The sequence below is a fragment of the Actinosynnema sp. CS-041913 genome (assembly GCF_050942485.1).
Taxonomy (GTDB): domain Bacteria; phylum Actinomycetota; class Actinomycetes; order Mycobacteriales; family Pseudonocardiaceae; genus Actinosynnema.
The window spans coordinates 5277975-5296822 of sequence record NZ_CP192037.1 but is presented as its reverse complement, the minus strand read 5'-3'; the positions used below and the strand labels follow the sequence as shown (position 1 = coordinate 5296822).

Below are 18848 nucleotides of genomic sequence, written 5' to 3'. Positions count from 1 at the left end.
TCCAGCCGGTCCGCTGGGGTTGAACAGTTCCAGCGAGTCTGTTGGCCGTGGCGACGCGGTGTCAACCGGCGAGAGGTCGCACTGCCCTTTGACGCACACGCGGCGCGCTCCTACGATCCGATTGGCGGCACCACAGGCATTTCAGCGTGGGAGGCGATGCACACGGGACTGACCAGCGGCCAGTTCCGGGAGAACTTCCCGGCGCTCGCCGACACCGTGCACCTGGCCAGTTGCAGCCAGGGCGCGTTGTCCGGCGAGTTGCCGGCAGCGCTTGCCGAGCTGACCTCCAGTATGCGGGAACACGGTGCGCCGTGGGAACTCTGGATGGCCGAGGTGGACCAGGCCCGCCGCCGGTTCGCCGAGCTGATCGGCGCCACCCCGGAGGAGATCGCGGTGGTGCACTGCGCCTCCGACGGCGCATACCAGGTGGCGTCGACCAGGGACTGGTCGACGCGGCCCGTGGTCGTCAGCACGGACATGGAGTTCCCGTCCATCGGTCATGTGTGGGTGGCGCAGGGCGCGCGCGGAGCCGAGGTCGTCCACGTGCCCGAGCGGGGCGCGACGGTCGATCCCGGGGAACTGGTCGCAGCGATCGACGAGCGCACCGGTCTGGTGTCGATTCCCGTGGTGTCCTACCGCAATGGCGCGCGGATGCCGGTCGCCGCTGCGGTGGCCAAGGCGCGCGAGGTGGGCGCCAAGGTGTTCGTGGACGCGTACCAGGCCACCGGGGTGCTCCCGGTCGACGTGCGGGAACTGGGCTGCGACTACCTCGTTTCCGGTGCGCTCAAGTACCTGCTGGGCCTGCCCGGTGTCGCGTTCCTCTACGCCCGTGACGGTGTGGCGGACGACCTGCCGCCGCAGTTGACGGGTTGGTTCGGCCGGGTCGACCCGTTCCGCTTCGACCCGCGGACCGTCGACTTCCCCACCCAGGCCCGCCGGTTCGAGACCGGCACGCCGGGCATCCCCGCCGTGTACGCCGCGAACGCGGGTATGCGCCTGCTGTCCAGAGTGGACATTCACGACGTTGGCCGGCACGTGGTGGAGCTGGCCGTGCGAACCCGCGAACGGCTGCTGGCCCAGGGGGACGGATCTGGGCGCCTCCCGAGCCGGGCCCGATGGTCGCGCTGGTCGACGACCACCCCGACCGGCTGGCCGCCTACCTGTCCCGGCGTCGGATCGCCACCGCGCCGCGCGGCGCGGTGCTGAGGCTCGCGTTCCACTACTACACCGACGAGTCCGATGTGGACACCGTGTGCTCCGCCATCGCGGACTACCGGCGCGAGAACTGAGGAGCGAACGTGAGCAGGGTCTTCCACTACACGGACGGCACACCGTAGCGGACGCGGTGTCCGTGGCCGGCCGTCGGGACTCGGTGTGGAACGGCCTACCACTTCCCGCTGCACGCGCTGCCGTTGTTGGTGCACGCCCGCAGGTAGAAGGTCCTGAGCTGCTCGAAGGTGCCGCTGCCGGTCGTGCCCTTGCCCCCGATGGCGGTCCACCGGCCGCCGTCGGCTTGGAACTGCACGTACACGTTGGACGAGCGGATCGAGTAGGTCCCGTCGTAGAGGCTGCCCGAACGCCAGTAGTCGCCGCACACCTTGGCGGACCCGCCGTTGGACCCCTTCAGCGTGGTGCAGCTTCCGTTGTCCCCGATCGCCTGCGCCGAACCGGGCATGAGCACCGCCGCCGCCAGTCCGGCCACCACGACGCCGATCCGGATGCCGAGCTTTCGCATCGCCTGTTCCCCTCTCGGTGGAGCCTGCTCGGTGGAGCCTGCTGTGCGACTCAGCGTGCGCGACCGGTCTCGGGCGGATCTGGGACCTGCCTGGCGGAAAGCCGAACCGGCGGCGGCGAGTCGCCCGCGGGACGCGTGGCCGGTTTCGGGTGGATCCGGGACCTGCCCGGCGGAAAGCCGGACCGACGGCGGCGACTCACCTCGCGGGACGCTTGGCCGGCGTAGGGTCCACTGCCGATCTGGGGAAAATCTGGGAGCTGTGTTGCCCTCGGCGGCTCGGGCCGGTACCCCGTGCAGGGGGCGCAGCGAGCACTGGGGGGGGCGATGTCGGTGCAGTTCGGATTACTCGGCGAGATCCAGGCGCGGGTGGCCGGTGTGGCGGTCGATCTCGGGCACTCCCGGCAGCGGTGCGTGCTGGCGGCGCTGCTGGTCGAGCCGAACCGCGCCCAGCCGCTCGACGTGCTGGTGGAACGGGTGTGGGGCGGTCAAGCGCCCCGGCAGGCGCGCGGCACGCTGTACGGGTACCTGTACCGGCTGCGGCAGGCGTTCGCCGACGTGCCGGAGGTGACCATCGACCGGACGCCCGGCGGCTACCTGCTGCCGGTCGACGAGGACGCGGTGGACCTGCACCGGTTCCGCCTGCTGGTGAAGCGGTCGCGGACCGAGGACGGGGAGGCGGCGCTGGCGCTCGCGGAGCAGGCGCTCGGCCTCTGGCGGGGCACGGCGCTCGGCGGGGCGGACGGCGCGTGGGTCGACGCCGTGCGCCGCACGCTCGACCGCGAGCGGTGGGCCGCCCAGCTCCACCACAACGACATCGCGCTGCGGCTGGGGCGGCACGCCGGGCTGGTGGCCGACCTGTCCACCCTGGTCGAGGAGAACCCGCTGGACGAACGGCTGGTCGGGCAGCTCATCCTCGCGCTGTACCGGAGCGGACGGCAGGCCGACGCCCTGGAGCACTACCAGCGGACCCGGCAGCGGCTGGCCGAGGAGCTGGGCGCCGATCCCGCGCCGGCGCTGCGCGACCTGCACCAGCGGATCCTCACCGCCGATCCGGCCCTGTCCCCGGCCCGCGAGCAGGCGGCGACGACACCGCCGCCGGTGCCGCGGCAGCTACCCCCGGCGCCACCGCAGCTCACCGGCCGGACCGCCGAGCTGGCCGCCCTCGCCGCCGCGGACTGCGCGCCGCCGGAGGCCGCCGGAGCGCCCGCGACCGTGGCGATCTCCGTGATCGCCGGCGCCGGCGGGATCGGGAAGACCTGGCTGGCCCTGCACTGGGCGCACCAGCAGGCCGACCGGTTCCCCGACGGTCAGCTCTTCGTGGACCTGCACGGCTTCAGCCCCACCGCGAACCCCATGGACCCGTCCACCGCGCTGCGCGGGTTCCTCGACGCACTCGGCGTCGACCCGCAGTCGGTCCCGCACGACCCGCACGCCCAGAGCGCCCTGTTCCGCAGCCTGGTGTCGGACCGGCGGATGCTGATCGTGATCGACAACGCCCGGGACGCCGACCAGGTCGTGCCGCTGCTGCCCGGCAGTCCCACCTGCACGGTCGTCGTCACCAGCCGCAACCGGCTCACCGAACTCCTCACCCGGCACGGCGCCCGCCCGCTGCGCGTCGACCCGCTCGGGCCGGTCGAGGCCGCGGACGTGCTCACCGCGTGGCTCGGCGGCCGGCGGGTGGCGGCCGAGCCGGCCGCGGTCAAGGAGATGTTGGCCTGCTGCAACGGACTGCCACTGGCACTGTCCATCGTGGCCGGTCGTGCGGCGGCCTACCCGGAGTTCCCGCTGGCGGCGATGGCCGCCGAACTGCTGGACGCCACCACGCGGCTGGACGCGCTCGCCGACGACAGCACCGCCGCGAGCCTGCCGGCCGTGCTGTCCTGGTCCCACCACGCCCTGTCCGCCGAGCAGGTGCGGGTGTTCGCGCTGCTGGGACTGTCCTCCGGCCCGGACATCGGCCTGCCCGCCGCGACAGCCCTCGCCGGCCTGCCCGCGCCGGCGACGCGGACGGTGCTGCGCGCGTTGGAGGACATGCACCTGGTGCGGCAGCACACTCCCGGCCGGTGGCGGATGCACGACCTCATCCACCTCTACGCCGTCGACCGGGCCCGCCACGACCTCGCCGAGGCCGATCGCCAGGCGGCGCAACGGCGGCTGGTCGACTTCTACCTGCACACCGCCCACGCGGCCGACCGGCTGCTCAACCCGCACCGCGACCCGATCCGGCTCGACGAACCCGTCCCGGACTGCCGACCGCACCCCCTGGCCGACCAGTCCGCCGCGCTGGAGTGGATCTCCGCCGAACACGGGAACCTGTCGGCCGCCCAACGACTGGCCGCCGACCACGGATGGCACCCGCCGGTGTGGCAGTTGGCCTGGGCGCTGGACTCGTTCCACTCCCGACGAGGACGCCTGCCCGACAAGGTCACGATGTGGCGTGCGGGACTGCCCGCGGCCGAGCGGCACGACGACCCGGCCGTCCGCGCCCTGGCCCGCCGCTGCCTGGGCGTCGCCGCGGCCTACGCCGGGTCGACCGGGGAGGCCTTGCGGCACCTGGACCAGGCCCTGGAGCTGGCCGAGCACATCGGCGACCGCACCTCCCAGGCCCACATCCACCGCGCGCTCGCGTGGGCCTGGGAACGGCAGGGGCGCACCGACTCGGCGTTGCGGCACGCGACGCACGCCCTGCGCCTGTTCCAGGACCTCGACTCGCAGGAGTGGGAAGCCGCCGCGCTCAACGCGGTGGGCTGGTACGAGGCGCAACAGGGCGACTACGACGAGGCCCGCGCCCACTGCGAGGCCGCCTTGGACCTCGCGCGCCGCCGCCGGCACCGCCAGGTCGAAGCCGTCACCCGGGACAGCCTGGGCCTGATCGCCCGCCTCACCGGCAACCACACCGAAGCCCTGGACCACTACCGCCTCGCGGTCGGCCTGTGCCGCGACCTCGGCCACACCTACGACGAGGCCGACGTCTTCGACGGACTCGGCCACACGCACTTCGCGCTCGGCGACCGGGAGGCGACGCGGACCGCCTGGCGGCAGGCCCTGAAGCTGTACGAGACCCAGCACCGCGCCGCGGATGCCGAACGCGTGCGACAACAGCTCGACGGACTCCGGACACCTCTCAAGTCGGGCGCGGCGTCCCGGTCGACATAGCGGGTTCGCCGGCGTTCCTCCGCTGCTGGGTCGCAGGTGGCCGCTGCTGCGTCGCAGGTGGGCGCTGCGGCGTCACGGGTGGGCCGACTCAGCAGTCGAGGCGCGCCAGGTGCTGTCGGACACGGCCGATGTCGTCGGTTCGCCGTTGGGCGTGGTACAGCTCCAACGCCTGCGACCACGCGTGCCGGGCTTCGGCGTGGCGGCCGAGGGCGAGGTGGGTCTGTCCGAGCCGGTCCAGGGTGTCGGCTTCCTGGTAGGTGTTGCCCACCCGGCGGAACAGCGTGAGGGTGTGCCGGTAGAGGCGCAGGGCGTCGGTGTGCCGGCCGGTCTGGTGGGCGATGTAGCCCAGGCTGTCCCCGGTGGCCGCTTCGCCGTCGAGGTCCCGCTGCCGGCGGTTGAGGACCAGGGCCTGCTCGCACAGCGAGCGCGCGCTGGCGTAGTCGCCGAGTCGGGCGTGGTGCCAGCCGGCCTGGTTCAGCGCTCGGGCCTCGCCCACCGGGTCGGCGAGCAACTGGTACAGCCGCAGGGCGTGGGTCGCGTGGAGCAGCGCGTGGTGGTCGTCCCCGCGTAGTTCCCACGCCCACGCGAGGGCGTGGTGGGTGTGGGCTTGGCCTTGGACGTCGTTGGACTGCTCGGCCAGGGTGAGGGCGCGTTGCAGGTGGTCGTGGGCTTCGCTGTGCCGCTGCGCCCTGGTGAACGCGTCGCCGAGCCAGCGGTGCGCCTGGGCCTCGATGGTGTGCTCGCCGAGCCTCCGGGCCGCGCCGAGCCCGACCTGCCAGGTGGTGATCTGCAGGTGCAGGTGACCTTGCCTGCGGTGGAAGGTGTGCAGCGTCCAGGCGAGCCGCCACACCGCCGTGTCCCAGCCGCGGTCGTTGGCCCACTCCTGCGCGGCGAGCAGACAAGGGTGTTCCGCGGTGAACCACTCGGTCGCGGCGGTCGGTCCGGCCGGCGGCAGCGGGACGCAGCCCGGTTCCGGCTGGCCCAGCTCGACGCGGGGGCGGTAGGGCTCCAGGAGGTGATCGCCGGCGGCGGCGGTGTGCACGTAGAAGTCGATCAGTCGCCGGTGGGCCGCGTCGAGGGTGGCCGGGGGGTGGCGGTGGGACTGCTCGGTGGCGTGGAGCCGGATGAGGTCGTGCATCCGGTAGCGGCCCGGCCGGTGCTGCTGGACCAGGTGGGCCCGCTCCAGGCGGTTGAGGAGGTCGAGGGTGGCCGGCGGCGGCAGGCCGGCCAGGGACGCGGCGGCCGGCAGGCTGATGTCCGGCCCCGGCGCCGACCCGAGCAGTTCGAACAGCGCGGCGGCCGTGCCGAGGGCGTAGTAGGAGCCGGCGAACACCGCTCGCAGGTTGGTGGACAGCTCACCGGCGTTCAACGCGTTGAGCCGGTCGCAGTCGAGGCGCAGTTCCTTGGCCAGCACGGCGAGCGGGAACGTGGGGTGCGAGGCCGCCCGCGCGGCCAGGATGCTCAACGCGAGGGGTAGGCCCGCGCAACAGGCGACCAGCTCCGCCACGGCGTCCGGTTCGGCGGCGAGCCGGTGGTGGCCGAGGTGGCGCACGAGCAGTTCCCGCGCGTCGGGCGGATCGAGCACGTCGAGCGTGAGCGGTCGCGCGTCGTGCCCGGCGACCAGGCCGGGGAGCTGGTGCCGGCTGGTGACCAGGACCGTGCACAGTGGACTGCCGGGCAGCAGCGGGACGGCCTGGGCGCTGTCGTGGGCGTTGTCCAGCACGACGAGCACGCGTTTGCCGGCGACCAGGCTCCGGTACAGCCCCGCCTGGGCATCCGGATCGGCCGGGATGGCGCCGGGGTCGACCTGGAAGGCGTCCAGGAAACCCCGCAGCGCCACGGCGGCCGGCATCGGCGCCGCCGTGGGGTCGAAGCCGCGCAGGTTGACGTAGAGCTGGCCGTCCGGGAACCGGTCGATGTTCTGGTGGGCCCAGTGCAGGGCCAGCCAGGTCTTGCCGACGCCGCCCGCCCCGCCGATCACCGAGATCATCACCGTGCCGTCCCGGCCGGCGGCGTCCAGGGCGGCGCTGAGTTCGGCGAGTTCGCGTGCCCGGCCGGTGAAGGTCCTGGGCGGCGCGGGGAGCTGGCGGGGCATCGGCGCCGGTGCGGTGGAGGTGGTGGTCCGCCGCTCCGGCGCGGCCAGGTCCGGGTGCGCGGCGAGCATCCGCTGGTGCAGCGACCGGAGCGGTTGGCTGGGATCGGCGCCCAGCTCGTCGACCAGCCGCCGCCGGATCCTCTCGTAGTGCCGCAGCGCGTCGGCCTGCCGGCCGCTGCGGTAGAGCGCGAGCATGAGCTGACCGGTCAGCCGTTCGTCGAGCGGGTGCAGGGCGACGCGGTCGGACAGCTCGGTGAGCAGTTCCGCGTGGTGCCCGCTGCGGAGCTGGACGTCGGTGAGGTCGAGTTGCGCGTTGTACCGCTCCTCTTCCAGCGCGGCGCGGACCGAGGTGAGCCACGACGTGTCGAGCACGCCGAACGGCTGTCCCCGCCACAGGCCGAACGCCCGTTTGAACAGGCTCACCGCGTGGGCGTCGTCCTCGGTGCCCCGCGCCCGGTCGATCAGGTCGCGGTACAGGTGCAGGTCCACCGCGGCGGGGTCCACCGACAACTGGTAGCCGTTCGACCGCCAGGCGATCGTCACGTCCTCGGCGCCGGCCAGCGCCCGCCGCAGGAGGCTGATGTAGGTCTGCACCGTGTTGGCGGGCCGAGCCGGCAGCCGGTGTTCGCCCCACACCCGGTCCACGAGCTGGTCGACGGGCACCACGCGGTTTGCGTCGACCAACAGCGCGGCCAACACCGTCCGTTGGCGGGTGTGGCCGATGTCGACGGTTTCGCCGGCGATCAGAGCCTGGATATCGTCGAGCAGACGGAATTCCACCGTCATATCCTGCCACCTTCGAGCCGGCCGCGTGTCACAGCGCTGTCTAGCCAGTCCGACCGACCGATTCAAGACCGCCGGAGGAACTTGCAACGTTCGGCTCGCCACCCTGCTCCGGATGTGCCAACACCAGACGTGAAAAAAGTCGGAAAAGGGGTGGGACAACGATTCCAACCCGACGTGACTTGCGACGGCCGTGCGGCGCCGGTTGCCGGCGGTGACGCCGGAGGCGGGTCGGGGCCGCCTCCGGCGCGTTCCGGCGACCTCAGCAGTAGAGGGTCCGGGTCGGTGACCGCCCTGCCATGTCGAGCGGTGAATTCTCGTATCCCTCCTTGGTGAAGATGGCCCGCCCGTAGCTGTAGATGTCCAGGTTCATGCCCAGGCAGCCGTACGGTGCGAACTTCGTGGCGTACTTCGACTTCGGGAAGTTCTCGACCCGTTCGGCCACGTTGTTGCCGTTGCCGAAGTAGAGTGCGGCCACCAGGTAGATGTTGTCGACCTCCGCGCTGCAGCCCGCTTCCGCGTCGGCCCGAATCGCACCATCGGAGACGTAGGGGTCGGTGACACCTCCGCCGCAGTAGATGATGTCCGTCTTCGAAACCGAACCCTCCCGCGTGGTCTTGGTCAACTTGACGCTGAACGTCACGGCGAGCGGTCTGGTGGCACCCCAATTGGCCCAGGACGGGGTTTCCGGCCGATCCGTCGCCGCGACCGGACCGGTCAGCGACGCCATTGCCAGGACGCAGGTCGCCACAATGGTGATTGCCCGGCTGACTCTCCTCAACGGAGCACGCATATTCTCTCCCACAGTCGGATCCGAATAACTCGGACGGCGGCAACTCCGGGTTTCCCCGGGGCAGTGCGGGCCGAAGTATGCGAGAACCCGCTTTGGTGGCGCGTTCGCGCCGCACTCCCGGGCAGGTCAGCCCGTCGAACCGTCTCAACCGGCCCGGATCGGACCGGTCCGACAACCCGGTGGCGTGGGCCCATCCTGCCCTGGGACACTTCGTCCAAAGCTGGACAGTTTGTGCGAAGTTGGAGGTCGGATGGTCGGATCGCGGTACGTCGATCCCGTTGACGGCAGCGAGTACCCGCTGGAGGAGCCCCGGTGGCGTTCGGACGCCGGACGGCCGTTGATGCTCACGCCCGGGGCGGGGATCGGCCGGGACGACATCGAGCCGGGGGAGCGTTCGCTGTGGCGCTACCGCGCGTGCCTGCCGGTGGACATCGCCCGCCCGATCTCGCTGGGCGAGGGCCGCACCCCGCTGGTGGAGGGCCGGTGGGGCGGCGTGCGGCCGTTGTTCAAGCTGGAGTGGCTCAACCCGACCGGCAGCTTCAAGGACCGCGGGACCAGCGTGATGCTGTCCTACCTGCGGCAGCACGGCATCACATCGGTGCTGGAGGACAGCTCCGGCAACGGCGGCTCCTCGGTCGCCGGGTACGGCGCGGCCGGTGGGATGGCGGTGCGGATCCTCGCCCCGGCGCACACCTCGCCGGCGAAGATCGCCCAGGTTGCCGCCTACGGCGCGCGGGTCCAGCTCGTCGACGGCCCCCGGGAGGAGGCGCAGGCCGAGGCGATCCGCCAGTCCGACCGGACCTGCTACGCGAGCCACAACTGGCAGGCGCTGTTCTTGGAGGGGGTCAAGACGCTGGCCTACGAGCTGTGGGAGGACCTGGACTTCCGGGCGCCGGACAACGTCGTCCTGCCGGTCGGGGCGGGCAGCAGCCTGCTGGGCTGCCACCTGGGGTTCCGGGAACTCGTCGCCTCGGGCCTGATCCCGCGCCCGCCGCGCCTGTTCGCGGCGCAGCCGCTCAACTGCTCGCCGGTGGACGCCGCCTTCACCGCCGGAGCGGACGGCCCGGTGGACCGCGCGGTGCGGCCGACGATCGCCGAGGGCACCGCGATCCGCCACCCCCTGCGGCTGCGCCGGCTGCTCGCCGCGCTCCGGGACAGCGGCGGCGCGACCGTCGCGATCCCCGAACAGGACATCGTCACCGCCCTGGGCGAGCTGTGCGCGCAGGGGCTGTTCGTGGAGCCCACCAGCGCGATCGCCGCCGCCGCGGTCACCCGGCTGGTCGACGCGGGGCGGATCACGCCGGGCGAGACGACGGTGGTCATGCTCAGCGGTTCGGGTCTCAAGGCCGCCACCGCGGTGCGCGACCTGCTCGACGGGGCCGCGCGGCCTGCGTCTCCCGATGCCCACGCGGGCGGAGCCTTCGGGATCTCGGGACTCTCCGGGGGCGCGGACTTCGGGGCCTCCGGACCCTCCGGGGGCGCGGACTTCGGGGCCTCCGGACCCTCCGGGGGCGCGGACTTCGGGACCTCCGGATTCTCCGGAGGCGCGGGCCTCGGGACCTCCGGACCCTCCGGAGGCGGTGAGTGAGCAGCACGGCGGACGCGGTGTTCGCCGCGTTGACCCCCGTGGTCGACGGCATCGCCGCGACTTTCGGGCGGAGCTGCGAGGTCGTGCTGCACGACTACCGGCACCAGCGGCACTCCGTCGTCGCCGTCGCCGGCTCGGTCACCGGACGGGAGGTCGGGGACGCGATGAGCGAGATCGGCCTGCGCGTCCTCGCGGCGGGCGCCGACGCCCGCAACGAGGTCGGCTACCTGACCCGCACCCCGGACGGACGGATGCTCAAGTGCACGACGCTGCCGCTGCGCGATGTCGACGGGACGCTGATCGGCGCGTTGTGCGTGAACATCGACATCTCGGCCATCAACCGCGCCGCGGGCGTGTTGTCGGACCTCCTCGGGCTGTCCACGCCGCCCGGGGACGCCCCGATCGCCACGACGAACTTCTCCGGAGACCTCGACCAGGTCGTCGACTCCCTGGTCGGACGAGCCGAACGCGCGCATGCGGTGCCGGCGTCGGCGCTGGGGCGCGACCAGCGGTCGGAACTCGTCCGCTCCCTGCACGACGCCGGGGTGTTCGCACTGCGCGGCGCGCCCGCGCGGGTGGCGAGGCGGCTGGGCATCTCGCGGACCGCCTTGTACAACGACCTCGCCAGGTTGAGGGGAGAAGGGAACCCGTCGACCTGAGGAAAGGGTCGACGGTGACCGACCGCACCGCCGCCACGGGGTTCAGCGTCGCGGATCAGGCCGCGAGTCTCGCGAAGACGATCGTGTTGTCCCGGTAGCTGTCGGCGGCGGCGTCGAACGTCCCGCTACAGGTGATCACCCGCAGTTCGGGCCCCGTGGTGTCGCCGTAGACCTCCTCGGTCGGGAAGGCGTCCTTGGCGACCTGGAGGGAGCGGTGGACGACGAACTTCCGCGTCCGCCCCGTCTGGTCGGTGACCAGCACCTCGTCGTTCGCCACCAGTTCACGGAGCCGGAAGAAGATGCCGGGCCGCGAGTCGCCGTCGACGTGGCCCAGCACCACCGCCGGTCCGGTCTCGCCCGGCTTGGGCCCGAGGCGGTACCAGGCGGCCTGCATCGGCTGGTCGACCGGAGGGACTTCGAGCGTTCCGTCGGGGTTCAGGCCGACGTCGATGAGGGACGACTTCGCGCCGATCCGCGGGATCTCCACCGTGACCGGTGTCCCGGCGCTTCCTCCCGCGACCACGGCCGCCGGCGGCGTGGAGGCCGTCGAGGCGGGCGCCGAGGCCGGTGTCGGCGCGGAGCCGCAGCCGCCGAGCACGAAGGCGGCGAAGACGAGCAGGGCGGCGGTGAGGCCGCCCCGCTCCGGGTGCTTCGGCACGGCTCAGGTCCGGGCGGTGGCGCCGCCACCGGTGGCCACGCCGCCCTTCGGCTTGACCTTGACCTGCGGCTGCGCCGCGCCGGCGGCCGGGGTGGTCGGCGCGGGCGTGGACGGTTCCGTGGTCGGAACCGGGGTGGTCGGCGCGGGCGTGGTCGGCTCCGGGCTGGTCGGGTCGGGGCTGGTCGGGTCGGGGTTGGTCGGGTCGGGCGTCACGACGGCCTTCGGGGTCGCGATGGCGACGGCCTCGTCGGCCGTGGTGATCGCGGTGCCCGCGTGGTGGATGCCCTGGGCGACGGCGATGCGGTCGTCGTGCGTCTGGCCGGGGATGTCGCGGTTCAGGTACGCCTGGGCGTCCTCGTCCACCTGCTCCGCGAGGGCCTTGAGACCGGGCGCGGCGTCCAGCACGGCCTGGGCCTCGGCGGGCGTGGTCGCCGCCTCCGCCGCCGCCTTGAGCTGATCGGCCGCCTCCCTCACGGCGATGCCCTGGTCACGCAGCGCGGCGGCTTCCTCGGACGGGTGGCGCACCGGGTTTTCGGCGTGCGCGCCGATCGGCGCCGCGATGGCCGCGGGCGCGGTGGCCGTGGTGAGCGCGGCGCCCGCGAACACGGCGGAGACAACGCGGCCGACATTCTTGTTCACTTTGTGCCGTTCCTCTACGTCGGGATTGTGCGCAGGCGTCGAGGAACCCCCCTGGCAGCCTTCTAGCAGGGCATACTCCACCACACGAAGTCGGTCGCGCTCAAACCGGAATCGCGTGATCCGGAGCACCGGGCGCACCGTGCGGAAAGCGGGCTACACCGACGGGAACGCGGTGTTCGGCGACGGGCCGGTCCCGATGGCCCGGCAGCCGTCCCGGTGTGGGCGGCGTCCTGGCCGTGTCGGCGGCGGCGCTCCGGCCGCCGCTGACATCCCGGTGGGGAGGGAGAGGGTTGTGGTGGTGCGGTTCCGGCTGTTGGGCAGTGTCGAGGCCGAACTGGACGGTGTGCCGGTGGATCTGGGCCACGCCAAGCAGCGGGGCGTGTTGGCGGTGCTGCTGGTCGAGGCCAACCGCGTCGTGCCCGCCGACCTGCTGCTGGACCGCTTGTGGGACGGGCGACCGCCGGGACGCAAGTCGTTGCACAGCTACCTGTCGCGGCTGCGCGCCGTCCTCTCGGCTACCCAGGAGGTGCGCCTGACCCGCCGGTCCGGCGGCTACCAGCTCACCGTCGACGAGCAGGCCGTCGACCTGCACCGGTTCCGCCACCTGATCACCCGGGCCCGTGCCGAGGACGACGAGCGGGCCGTGCGGTCCCTGGAACAGGCGCTGGAGCTGTGGCGGGGCGAGCCACTGTCCGATTTGGACATACCGTGGGCGAACGGCCTGCGCGCCAGCCTGGAGCGGGAACGCCTGGCCGCCGAACTCGACCACGCCGACACCGCGTTGCGCCTCGGCCGGCACACCGGGCTGCTGCCGGGGCTGTTCGACCGCGCGCACCGCCACCCGCTGGACGAACGTGCCGCCGCCCAGCTCATGCTCGCGCTGTGCCGCAGCGGTCGCCAGGCCGACGCGCTGGCGCACTACCAGCACCTGCGCACCCGATTGGTCGACCAACTCGGCGCCGATCCCGGGCCGCAGCTCCAGCGCCTGCACGTCCGGATCCTGGCGGCGGACCCGGACCTGACCGCCCCGGGCACGGCATCGACCCCGTCCCGTCGGCTGCCGGCCCCGCCCCGCCAGTTGCCGGCGCTGCCCCGGTTGTTCACCGGCCGGGCCGACGAGTCCGCCGAGTTGACGAAGGCCCTGGACTCCGGGGCGGGCACGACGGTGGTGATCTCGGCGCTGGCCGGCGCCGGCGGAATCGGCAAGACCTGGCTCGCGTTGCACTGGGCACACCAGCACCTGGACCGGTTCCCCGACGGGCAGCTATTCGCGGACCTGCGCGGGTTCAGCCCCGCCGGACGGCCGACGGCCGCGGAGGACGCGTTGCGGGGCTTCCTGGGCGCCCTCGGTGTCGCACCCGACCGAGTCCCGCCCGACCTGGACGCCCAGACGGCGCTGTACCGGAGCCTGGTCGCGGACCGGCGGATGCTGGTGGTGCTGGACAACGCCGCCACCGCGGACCAGGTGGTGCCGCTGCTGCCCGGCAGCCCGTCCTGCGCCGTGCTGGTCACCAGCCGCAACCGGCTCCCCGCGCTGCCCGCCCGGCACGGCGCCCGCCCGCTGTCCCTGGGTGTGCTCAGCAGCGCCGAGTCCCGCGCCCTGCTGGTCGCCACCCTCGGCATGGAACGCGTCGTGGCCGATGAACGGGCGGTGGCCGAGCTGATCGGCCTGTGCGGCGGGTTCCCGCTCGCGCTCGGCCTGACCGCCGCCCGCATCGGCCACCACCTGTCACCGGCCGAGGCCGTCGCCGAACTGCGCGAGTCGGGCCTGGACGCCCTGGACGCCGACGACCCCGCCGCGAGCCTGCCCGCCGTGCTGTCCTGGTCCCTGCGCCGGCTGACCGAGGGACAACGCACGGTGTTCGCCCTGCTGGGCATCGCACCCGGACCCGACACCGGCCTGCCCGCCGCCGCCTGCCTCACCGACCTGCCCGCGCGGGAAACCCGTGCCGTGCTGCGCGCCCTGGCCGACGCCTCGCTGATCGAGCCCCGCCCCGACGGCCGATACGGGATGCACGACCTCGTCCGCGCCTACGCCACCACCCTCGCCGACACCCTGCCGGAACCGGTGCGGCGGGCGGCGCTGGACCGCGTGGTCGACTTCTACCTGCACACCGCCCATGCCGCCCACCGCCTCCTGACCCCCCACTCGGAGCCGTTCCGGCCGGAGCCGGCCGGGCCCGGCGCGCACCCGCACCCGCTGCCCGACCTGCGGTCCGCGATGGCCTGGCTGGACGCCGAACACCCCCACCTGCTCGCCGCCCAGCACCAAGCCCACCGCCACCGGCGCCACCACGCGGGCTGGCACTTCGCCTGGAGCCTGACCGGTTTCCACCGGCGGCGGGGCCACTTCCACGCCGACCTGGCCGTGTGGCGGGCCGCGCTGGACGCCGCCGCCCACCTGCCCGACCCCACCGTCCCCGTCCACACCCACCGACGCCTCGGCCTCGCCCACTCCAAGCTGGGGCGGCACGAAGAGGCCACCGGGCACCTGCACCAGGCACTCGCCTTGGCCGAAGACCTCCAGGACACCCGCAACCGGGCCCACATCCACCACGCGCTCGCGATGGCGTGGGAGCGGCGGGGGGACGACCGCAAGGCCCTGGACCACGCCCGGCACTCCCTGGACCTCTACCGCGTCCTCGACAACCCGGTGCGGGAAGCCGTCGCGCTCAACGGGGTGGGCTGGTACACCGCCCAGGTGGGGGAGTACGACGCCGCCCGCGAACACTGCCGGGCCGCACTCGCCGTGCTCCGGCGCCACCACGAACCCGACGGCGAGGCGCACACCCTGGACAGCCTGGGCTACATCGAACACCACACGGGCCACCACGCCCAGGCGGTCCACCACTACCAGCAGGCCCTGACCCTGCACCGCGCCCTCGGCAACACCCACAACGCCGCCAACACCCTGGACCGCCTCGCGCACTCCCACACCGCACTCGGCCACCACGACGAGGCCCGCGAAGTGTGGCGGGAAGCGCTTTCGCTGTACCGCGAACAAGACCGCGACATCGACGCCGAGCGCGTCCGACGACAACTCGCCGATCCCACCGGCAACAAGCCGGACAACGCCCGGTGACGGAGGCCCTTTCAGGCACCCAGGAAGGCGAGCAGTTCCGTGGTGACGAACTGCGGGTTCTCCTCGGCGAGCCAATGCCCGGCACGGGGCACCTCGACCGCGCGGGTGATGGTGGCGATCCGGGGTGCGACGGTCGCCCTCGTGGCGTCGAGCAGGCCGGCGGCGGTCATCAGCAACGTCGGTGTGGTGATGGGAGCCGCCGCGGTGTTGGCGATCACGTCCTGGTCGAGGGTGCGGTACAGCTCGAACCCGCCGTGCAGCACCTCGGGACGACGGTAGGTGCGGGTGTACTCGTCGACCTCGGCGTCGGTGAACGGCGACGCGGCGCCGGTCCCGCCGAAGGCCGTGCCGCCGAAGGCGACCTGGGGGTAGAACAGGCTGAGGTACTCGCGCACGTCGTCGCCGACGACGGCTTCGGGGACCTGCTCCTGCGCGTGGAACGCGATGTGCCAGCTCAGGCCGCGATAGCGCGCGCCGTCGAGGGCCGGGCCCGGCAGCGGGAGGTCGAGGTAGGCCAGCTTGGCGACGTCCTGCGGGAACTGGACGGCGTACTGGAACGCCACCGCCGCGCCGAGGTCGTGCCCGACGACCCGGGCGTCGCGCACGCCGAGCCGCTCGGCGACGAGGGTGTGCACGTAGCGGGCCAGGGTGGCTTTGTCGTAGGACGGCGGCGACCCGGTGCTGTCGCCCAGACCGGGCAGGTCGAGCGCGTACACGGTGTGGTGCTCGGCCAGGGCGGGCATGATGCCGCGCCACTCGAACCAGGTCTGCGGCCAGCCGTGCAGCAGGACCAGGGCAGGACCGGAACCGCCCTTGACGTAGTGCATGCGCACCCCGTCGGCGTCGGCGAACTCGTGCCGGAACGTGCGGTTGAACTCCGCGTCGTCGCGCGTGGCGGCGTCGAAACCGGACTCCTGCGGCACGGACGGGACCGCCGGGGCCGTCGGGCCGGTGGCGGACCCGCACGCGGTGATCAGCGCCAGCACGGCCGCGGCGGCTGCGGCGCGCATCCGGCGCGCCGGGGTCGAAGCCGGGCGGATCGGGTGTGTCGGACGGTGCATGGCGCGCCTCTTCGTTGTCGGAGAAAGGAAACCGGCGGAACGGCTCCACCATCGCCCTGAGCCGGCGCCGACCGCACGCGAACTTGCCATCCCGGCAAGACGAGACCGGGACCGATGACGGCGGCGGGGACCGGTCCCGCGCATCGCGGGTTCAATGGCCACCATGACCCGAACAGTCGTCGTCGCGCTGCTCGCCGCGAGCCTGCTCACCGCGTGCGGAGGTTCGGCGCCTCCGGCCGCCTCCACGCCACCACCCGGGGAGACCACCGCGGCAACCTCTACCAGCCCGGCGCGGCAACACGTCCTGGTGTTGGACGTGACCGGCACGGCCACCCTCTCGTCCCTGACCTTCACGCTCGACGGGAAGGTCAGCGAGGAGAAGGAGGTGGGACTGCCGTGGAGCAAGACGGTCGAGGTCCCGTACGGCACCGGCAACCACGAGTGGGAGCTGACCATGCGGCACAGTGGCGGAACCTTCGCCGCGACGGCCACGGTGGACGGGCGGCTGCTGACGCAGACCGCGGGCAGCGGCTCACCCGGCAGCGACAACACCGCCAACCTGAGCGGCAGCTTCTCGGACTGAACGCGACCGCCACCACCGCCGCCCGCGTCGGCGTTTTCCGAGGTGCGCCGGTGAGCCCGACGCGGCCGTGGCGCTAGCTTGGTCGCGTGGGGGATGTGGGCCGGGCATCGGCGAGGCTGCGCGGGGCGGTGCTCGACGTCCTGCGGGTCCTCGTCTTCGTAGTGGCGCGGGGGACGGGCCCGGCTTTCACAGGCGGTGGCCGAGCCCGGTCGACGGTCGTCCTGGTGGCCGTTCTGAGCGTGTTCTTCGCGGTCGTGCCGATCAACCTGAGCCCGGTGGCCGATGCGAACGCCGTGATGGTGGGCGGCGGAGTGCTGACGACCGTTCCGGTGCTCGCGGTGCTGTGGCGCCCTTTGGTGGCGTGGCGTCTCACCGCGGTGCTGGTGCTCGTCGCGCCGCTGCTCTACGCCCCGTACGTGAACCTGGTCCGGATGTGGGGTTGGCCGTGGACGATGGGCTTCGCCCTCGCCACCGGGTTCGTCCTCTACACGATCGCGGTGAGCCACGAGAAGCCGGTGCTGCTCCAGGTGTGGGTGCTGACCACCGCCGCGGCGGCGCCCCACTTCACCGACTGGCGGAACCTGCTTCTGGTGGCCGCGCTCGCGGCGGGCGTGATGCTCTTCGGCAACGCGGTGCGGTTGCGCCGGCAGGCGGATCGCCAGCGGCTGGCCGAACAGACCAGGGCCGTGGCGCTGGAGGAGCGCACCCGCATCGCGCGTGAGCTGCACGACGTCGTCAGCCACCACATGTCGGCGCTCGTGCTGCGCGCGGACGCGGCGGCGTACCGGCTGCCCGACATGGCGCCCGAGGTGCGCGCCGAGTTCGACGTGCTGCAGCGGATGGCCCGCGACGGCCTGGCCGAGATGCGCCGGATGCTCGGCGTGCTGCGGTCGTCCGACGACGCGCCGGGCACGACGCCGCAGCCCGGCTTGGACGACATCGCGGAGATGGTCGCGCGATTCCGGGCGACCGGCGCGGAGATCACCCTGGACATGGACCGCGGTCGGCTGCCGGCGGGCGTCGGGCTCTCGGCGTACCGGATCGTCCAGGAGGCGCTCAGCAACAGCGGGCGGCACGCGCCGGGCGGCGCCGTCTCGATCAAGCTGGCCGTCGACGGCGGGACGCTGCGGATCACCGTCGAGAACGCGGCTGGTCGCCGGCCGGCGCTCGACGTGGACCCGGCACGGCCCCGGCACGGACTCGTGGGCATGGGCGAGCGCGTCCGGGCGCTCGGCGGCGGGTTCACCGCCGGGCACACCCCGGACGGGGGCTTCGCGGTGGTCGTGGCACTGCCGCTCGGGGGAGAGGACGACGCATGACGACCAGGATCCTGATCGTGGACGACCAGGCGATGATCCGGGAGAGCTTCCGTGTCGCCCTGGACAGCCAACCGGACCTGGAGGTCGTCGGCGAGGCGGCGACCGGGTCCGAGGCGGTGTCCCTGGCCGGCGCGCTCACGCCCGACGTGGTGCTGATGGACGTCCGGATGCCGGTGATGGACGGCCTGGAGGCCACCCGCCTCATCCTGGCGGGCGGCGGCGGGCACCCGCGGGTGCTGGTGCTCACGACGTTCGACCTGGACGAGCACGTCTACGGGGCGCTCCGCGCGGGCGCGAGCGGGTTCATGCTGAAGGACGCGCCGTTGGCGGACCTGGTGACCGCCGTGCGGGTGGTGTCCGCGGGTCACACGCTGTTCGCGCCCTCGGTCACCCGCCGGCTGATCGCGGCGTTCGCCGAGCGGGCCGCCGGCAGGCCCGACAGCGCGGCCCTGAAGAACCTCACGCCCCGTGAGGTGGAGGTGTTGCGCCTGATCGCACGCGGCCTGTCGAACGCGGAGATCGCCGGCGCGCTCACCATCGCCGAGCAGACCGCCAAGAGCCACGTCAGCCGGGTGCTGACCAAGCTCGGGCTGCGGGACCGCGCCCAAGCCGTCGTGCTGGCCTACGAATCGGGTCTGGTGGCGCCGAACGGGTAGTACCCCGGTACTGCTCCTGCCGGGGCCGTACCGGCGGGCGA

The 18848-nt window shown here is 73.2% G+C and carries 14 protein-coding genes; 8 read left to right on the top strand and 6 right to left on the bottom strand.

What is annotated here, in order from left to right; translation table 11 throughout:
* The first annotated feature begins 156 nt into the window (after positions 1–156).
* Entirely contained in the window at positions 157–1206 is a 1050-nt protein-coding gene (locus tag ACQPZF_RS24150) for an aminotransferase class V-fold PLP-dependent enzyme (RefSeq protein WP_433260448.1), read from the top strand.
* A 178-nt stretch (positions 1207–1384) separates the two neighbouring features.
* Here the strand turns inward: ACQPZF_RS24150 and ACQPZF_RS24145 are convergent, their stop codons facing one another.
* On the bottom strand, positions 1385–1735 hold the full coding sequence (locus ACQPZF_RS24145; RefSeq protein WP_433260446.1) for a hypothetical protein: 351 nt from the start codon (positions 1733–1735) through the stop codon (positions 1385–1387).
* Positions 1736–2059: 324 nt separating this feature from the next.
* Between ACQPZF_RS24145 and ACQPZF_RS24140 the strand changes: the two genes are divergently transcribed.
* The gene (locus tag ACQPZF_RS24140; protein ID WP_433260444.1) at positions 2060–4891 is read left to right on the top strand and encodes an AfsR/SARP family transcriptional regulator; all 2832 of its coding nucleotides are present in this window, start codon (positions 2060–2062) and stop codon (positions 4889–4891) included.
* A gap of 88 nt (positions 4892–4979) precedes the next feature.
* Here the strand turns inward: ACQPZF_RS24140 and ACQPZF_RS24135 are convergent, their stop codons facing one another.
* Together ACQPZF_RS24135 and ACQPZF_RS24130 are read right to left on the bottom strand one after the other, a co-directional pair.
* On the bottom strand, positions 4980–7772 hold the full coding sequence (locus ACQPZF_RS24135; protein WP_433260442.1) for an AfsR/SARP family transcriptional regulator: 2793 nt from the start codon (positions 7770–7772) through the stop codon (positions 4980–4982).
* A 259-nt stretch (positions 7773–8031) separates the two neighbouring features.
* Positions 8032–8412, bottom strand: coding sequence for a hypothetical protein (locus ACQPZF_RS24130; RefSeq protein WP_433260440.1), 381 nt, complete (start codon positions 8410–8412; stop codon positions 8032–8034).
* A gap of 400 nt (positions 8413–8812) precedes the next feature.
* Here ACQPZF_RS24130 and ACQPZF_RS24125 point away from each other — a divergent pair, with 400 nt between their 5' ends.
* On the top strand, positions 8813–10150 hold the full coding sequence (locus tag ACQPZF_RS24125; RefSeq protein ID WP_433260438.1) for a pyridoxal-phosphate dependent enzyme: 1338 nt from the start codon (positions 8813–8815) through the stop codon (positions 10148–10150).
* The gene (locus tag ACQPZF_RS24120) at positions 10147–10809 is read left to right on the top strand and encodes a helix-turn-helix transcriptional regulator (protein ID WP_433260436.1); all 663 of its coding nucleotides are present in this window, start codon (positions 10147–10149) and stop codon (positions 10807–10809) included. The genes ACQPZF_RS24125 and ACQPZF_RS24120 overlap by 4 nt, the downstream gene beginning before the upstream one ends.
* A gap of 55 nt (positions 10810–10864) precedes the next feature.
* Here the strand turns inward: ACQPZF_RS24120 and ACQPZF_RS24115 are convergent, their stop codons facing one another.
* The gene (locus ACQPZF_RS24115) at positions 10865–11467 is read right to left on the bottom strand and encodes a class F sortase (RefSeq protein WP_433260434.1); all 603 of its coding nucleotides are present in this window, start codon (positions 11465–11467) and stop codon (positions 10865–10867) included.
* 3 nt (positions 11468–11470) lie between these two features.
* Positions 11471–12106: a hypothetical protein gene (locus ACQPZF_RS24110; protein ID WP_433260432.1), complete on the bottom strand. Its 636-nt coding sequence runs from the start codon at positions 12104–12106 to the stop codon at positions 11471–11473.
* A 115-nt stretch (positions 12107–12221) separates the two neighbouring features.
* Between ACQPZF_RS24110 and ACQPZF_RS24105 the strand changes: the two genes are divergently transcribed.
* Positions 12222–15188, top strand: a complete 2967-nt coding sequence (locus ACQPZF_RS24105; protein WP_433260430.1) for a BTAD domain-containing putative transcriptional regulator — start codon at positions 12222–12224, stop codon at positions 15186–15188.
* A gap of 11 nt (positions 15189–15199) precedes the next feature.
* On the opposite strand, the gene ACQPZF_RS24100 is transcribed toward ACQPZF_RS24105, so the two are convergent.
* Complete coding sequence (locus ACQPZF_RS24100) at positions 15200–16249, bottom strand: alpha/beta fold hydrolase (RefSeq protein WP_433260428.1); 1050 nt, start codon at positions 16247–16249, stop codon at positions 15200–15202.
* Between the two features lie 163 nt (positions 16250–16412).
* On the opposite strand from ACQPZF_RS24100, the gene ACQPZF_RS24095 reads away from it, so the two are divergent.
* The 3 genes from ACQPZF_RS24095 to ACQPZF_RS24085 all read left to right on the top strand — a co-directional run bounded on the left by ACQPZF_RS24095 (position 16413) and on the right by ACQPZF_RS24085 (position 18807).
* On the top strand, positions 16413–16832 hold the full coding sequence (locus ACQPZF_RS24095) for a hypothetical protein (protein WP_433260426.1): 420 nt from the start codon (positions 16413–16415) through the stop codon (positions 16830–16832).
* An 86-nt stretch (positions 16833–16918) separates the two neighbouring features.
* A complete protein-coding gene (locus tag ACQPZF_RS24090) occupies positions 16919–18151 on the top strand; it encodes a sensor histidine kinase (RefSeq protein WP_433260424.1) in 1233 nt (410 codons plus the stop codon).
* Positions 18148–18807 (top strand): response regulator, encoded by a 660-nt coding sequence (locus ACQPZF_RS24085; protein ID WP_433260422.1) that lies wholly within the window; start codon positions 18148–18150, stop codon positions 18805–18807. The genes ACQPZF_RS24090 and ACQPZF_RS24085 overlap by 4 nt, the downstream gene beginning before the upstream one ends.
* The last annotated feature ends 41 nt before the right edge of the window (positions 18808–18848 follow it).

Excerpts from the sequence above, each read along its gene's own strand:
- ACQPZF_RS24095 (WP_433260426.1), top strand. The coding sequence starts at position 16,413 with ATGACCCGAACAGTCGTCGTCGCGCTGCTCGCCGCGAGCCTGCTCACC.
- ACQPZF_RS24145 (WP_433260446.1), bottom strand. The coding sequence starts at position 1,735 with ATGCGAAAGCTCGGCATCCGGATCGGCGTCGTGGTGGCCGGACTGGCG.
- ACQPZF_RS24135 (WP_433260442.1), bottom strand. The coding sequence starts at position 7,772 with ATGACGGTGGAATTCCGTCTGCTCGACGATATCCAGGCTCTGATCGCC.
- ACQPZF_RS24140 (WP_433260444.1), top strand. The coding sequence starts at position 2,060 with ATGTCGGTGCAGTTCGGATTACTCGGCGAGATCCAGGCGCGGGTGGCC.
- ACQPZF_RS24085 (WP_433260422.1), top strand. The coding sequence starts at position 18,148 with ATGACGACCAGGATCCTGATCGTGGACGACCAGGCGATGATCCGGGAG.
- ACQPZF_RS24125 (WP_433260438.1), top strand. The coding sequence starts at position 8,813 with ATGGTCGGATCGCGGTACGTCGATCCCGTTGACGGCAGCGAGTACCCG.
- ACQPZF_RS24100 (WP_433260428.1), bottom strand. The coding sequence starts at position 16,249 with ATGCACCGTCCGACACACCCGATCCGCCCGGCTTCGACCCCGGCGCGC.
- ACQPZF_RS24150 (WP_433260448.1), top strand. The coding sequence starts at position 157 with ATGCACACGGGACTGACCAGCGGCCAGTTCCGGGAGAACTTCCCGGCG.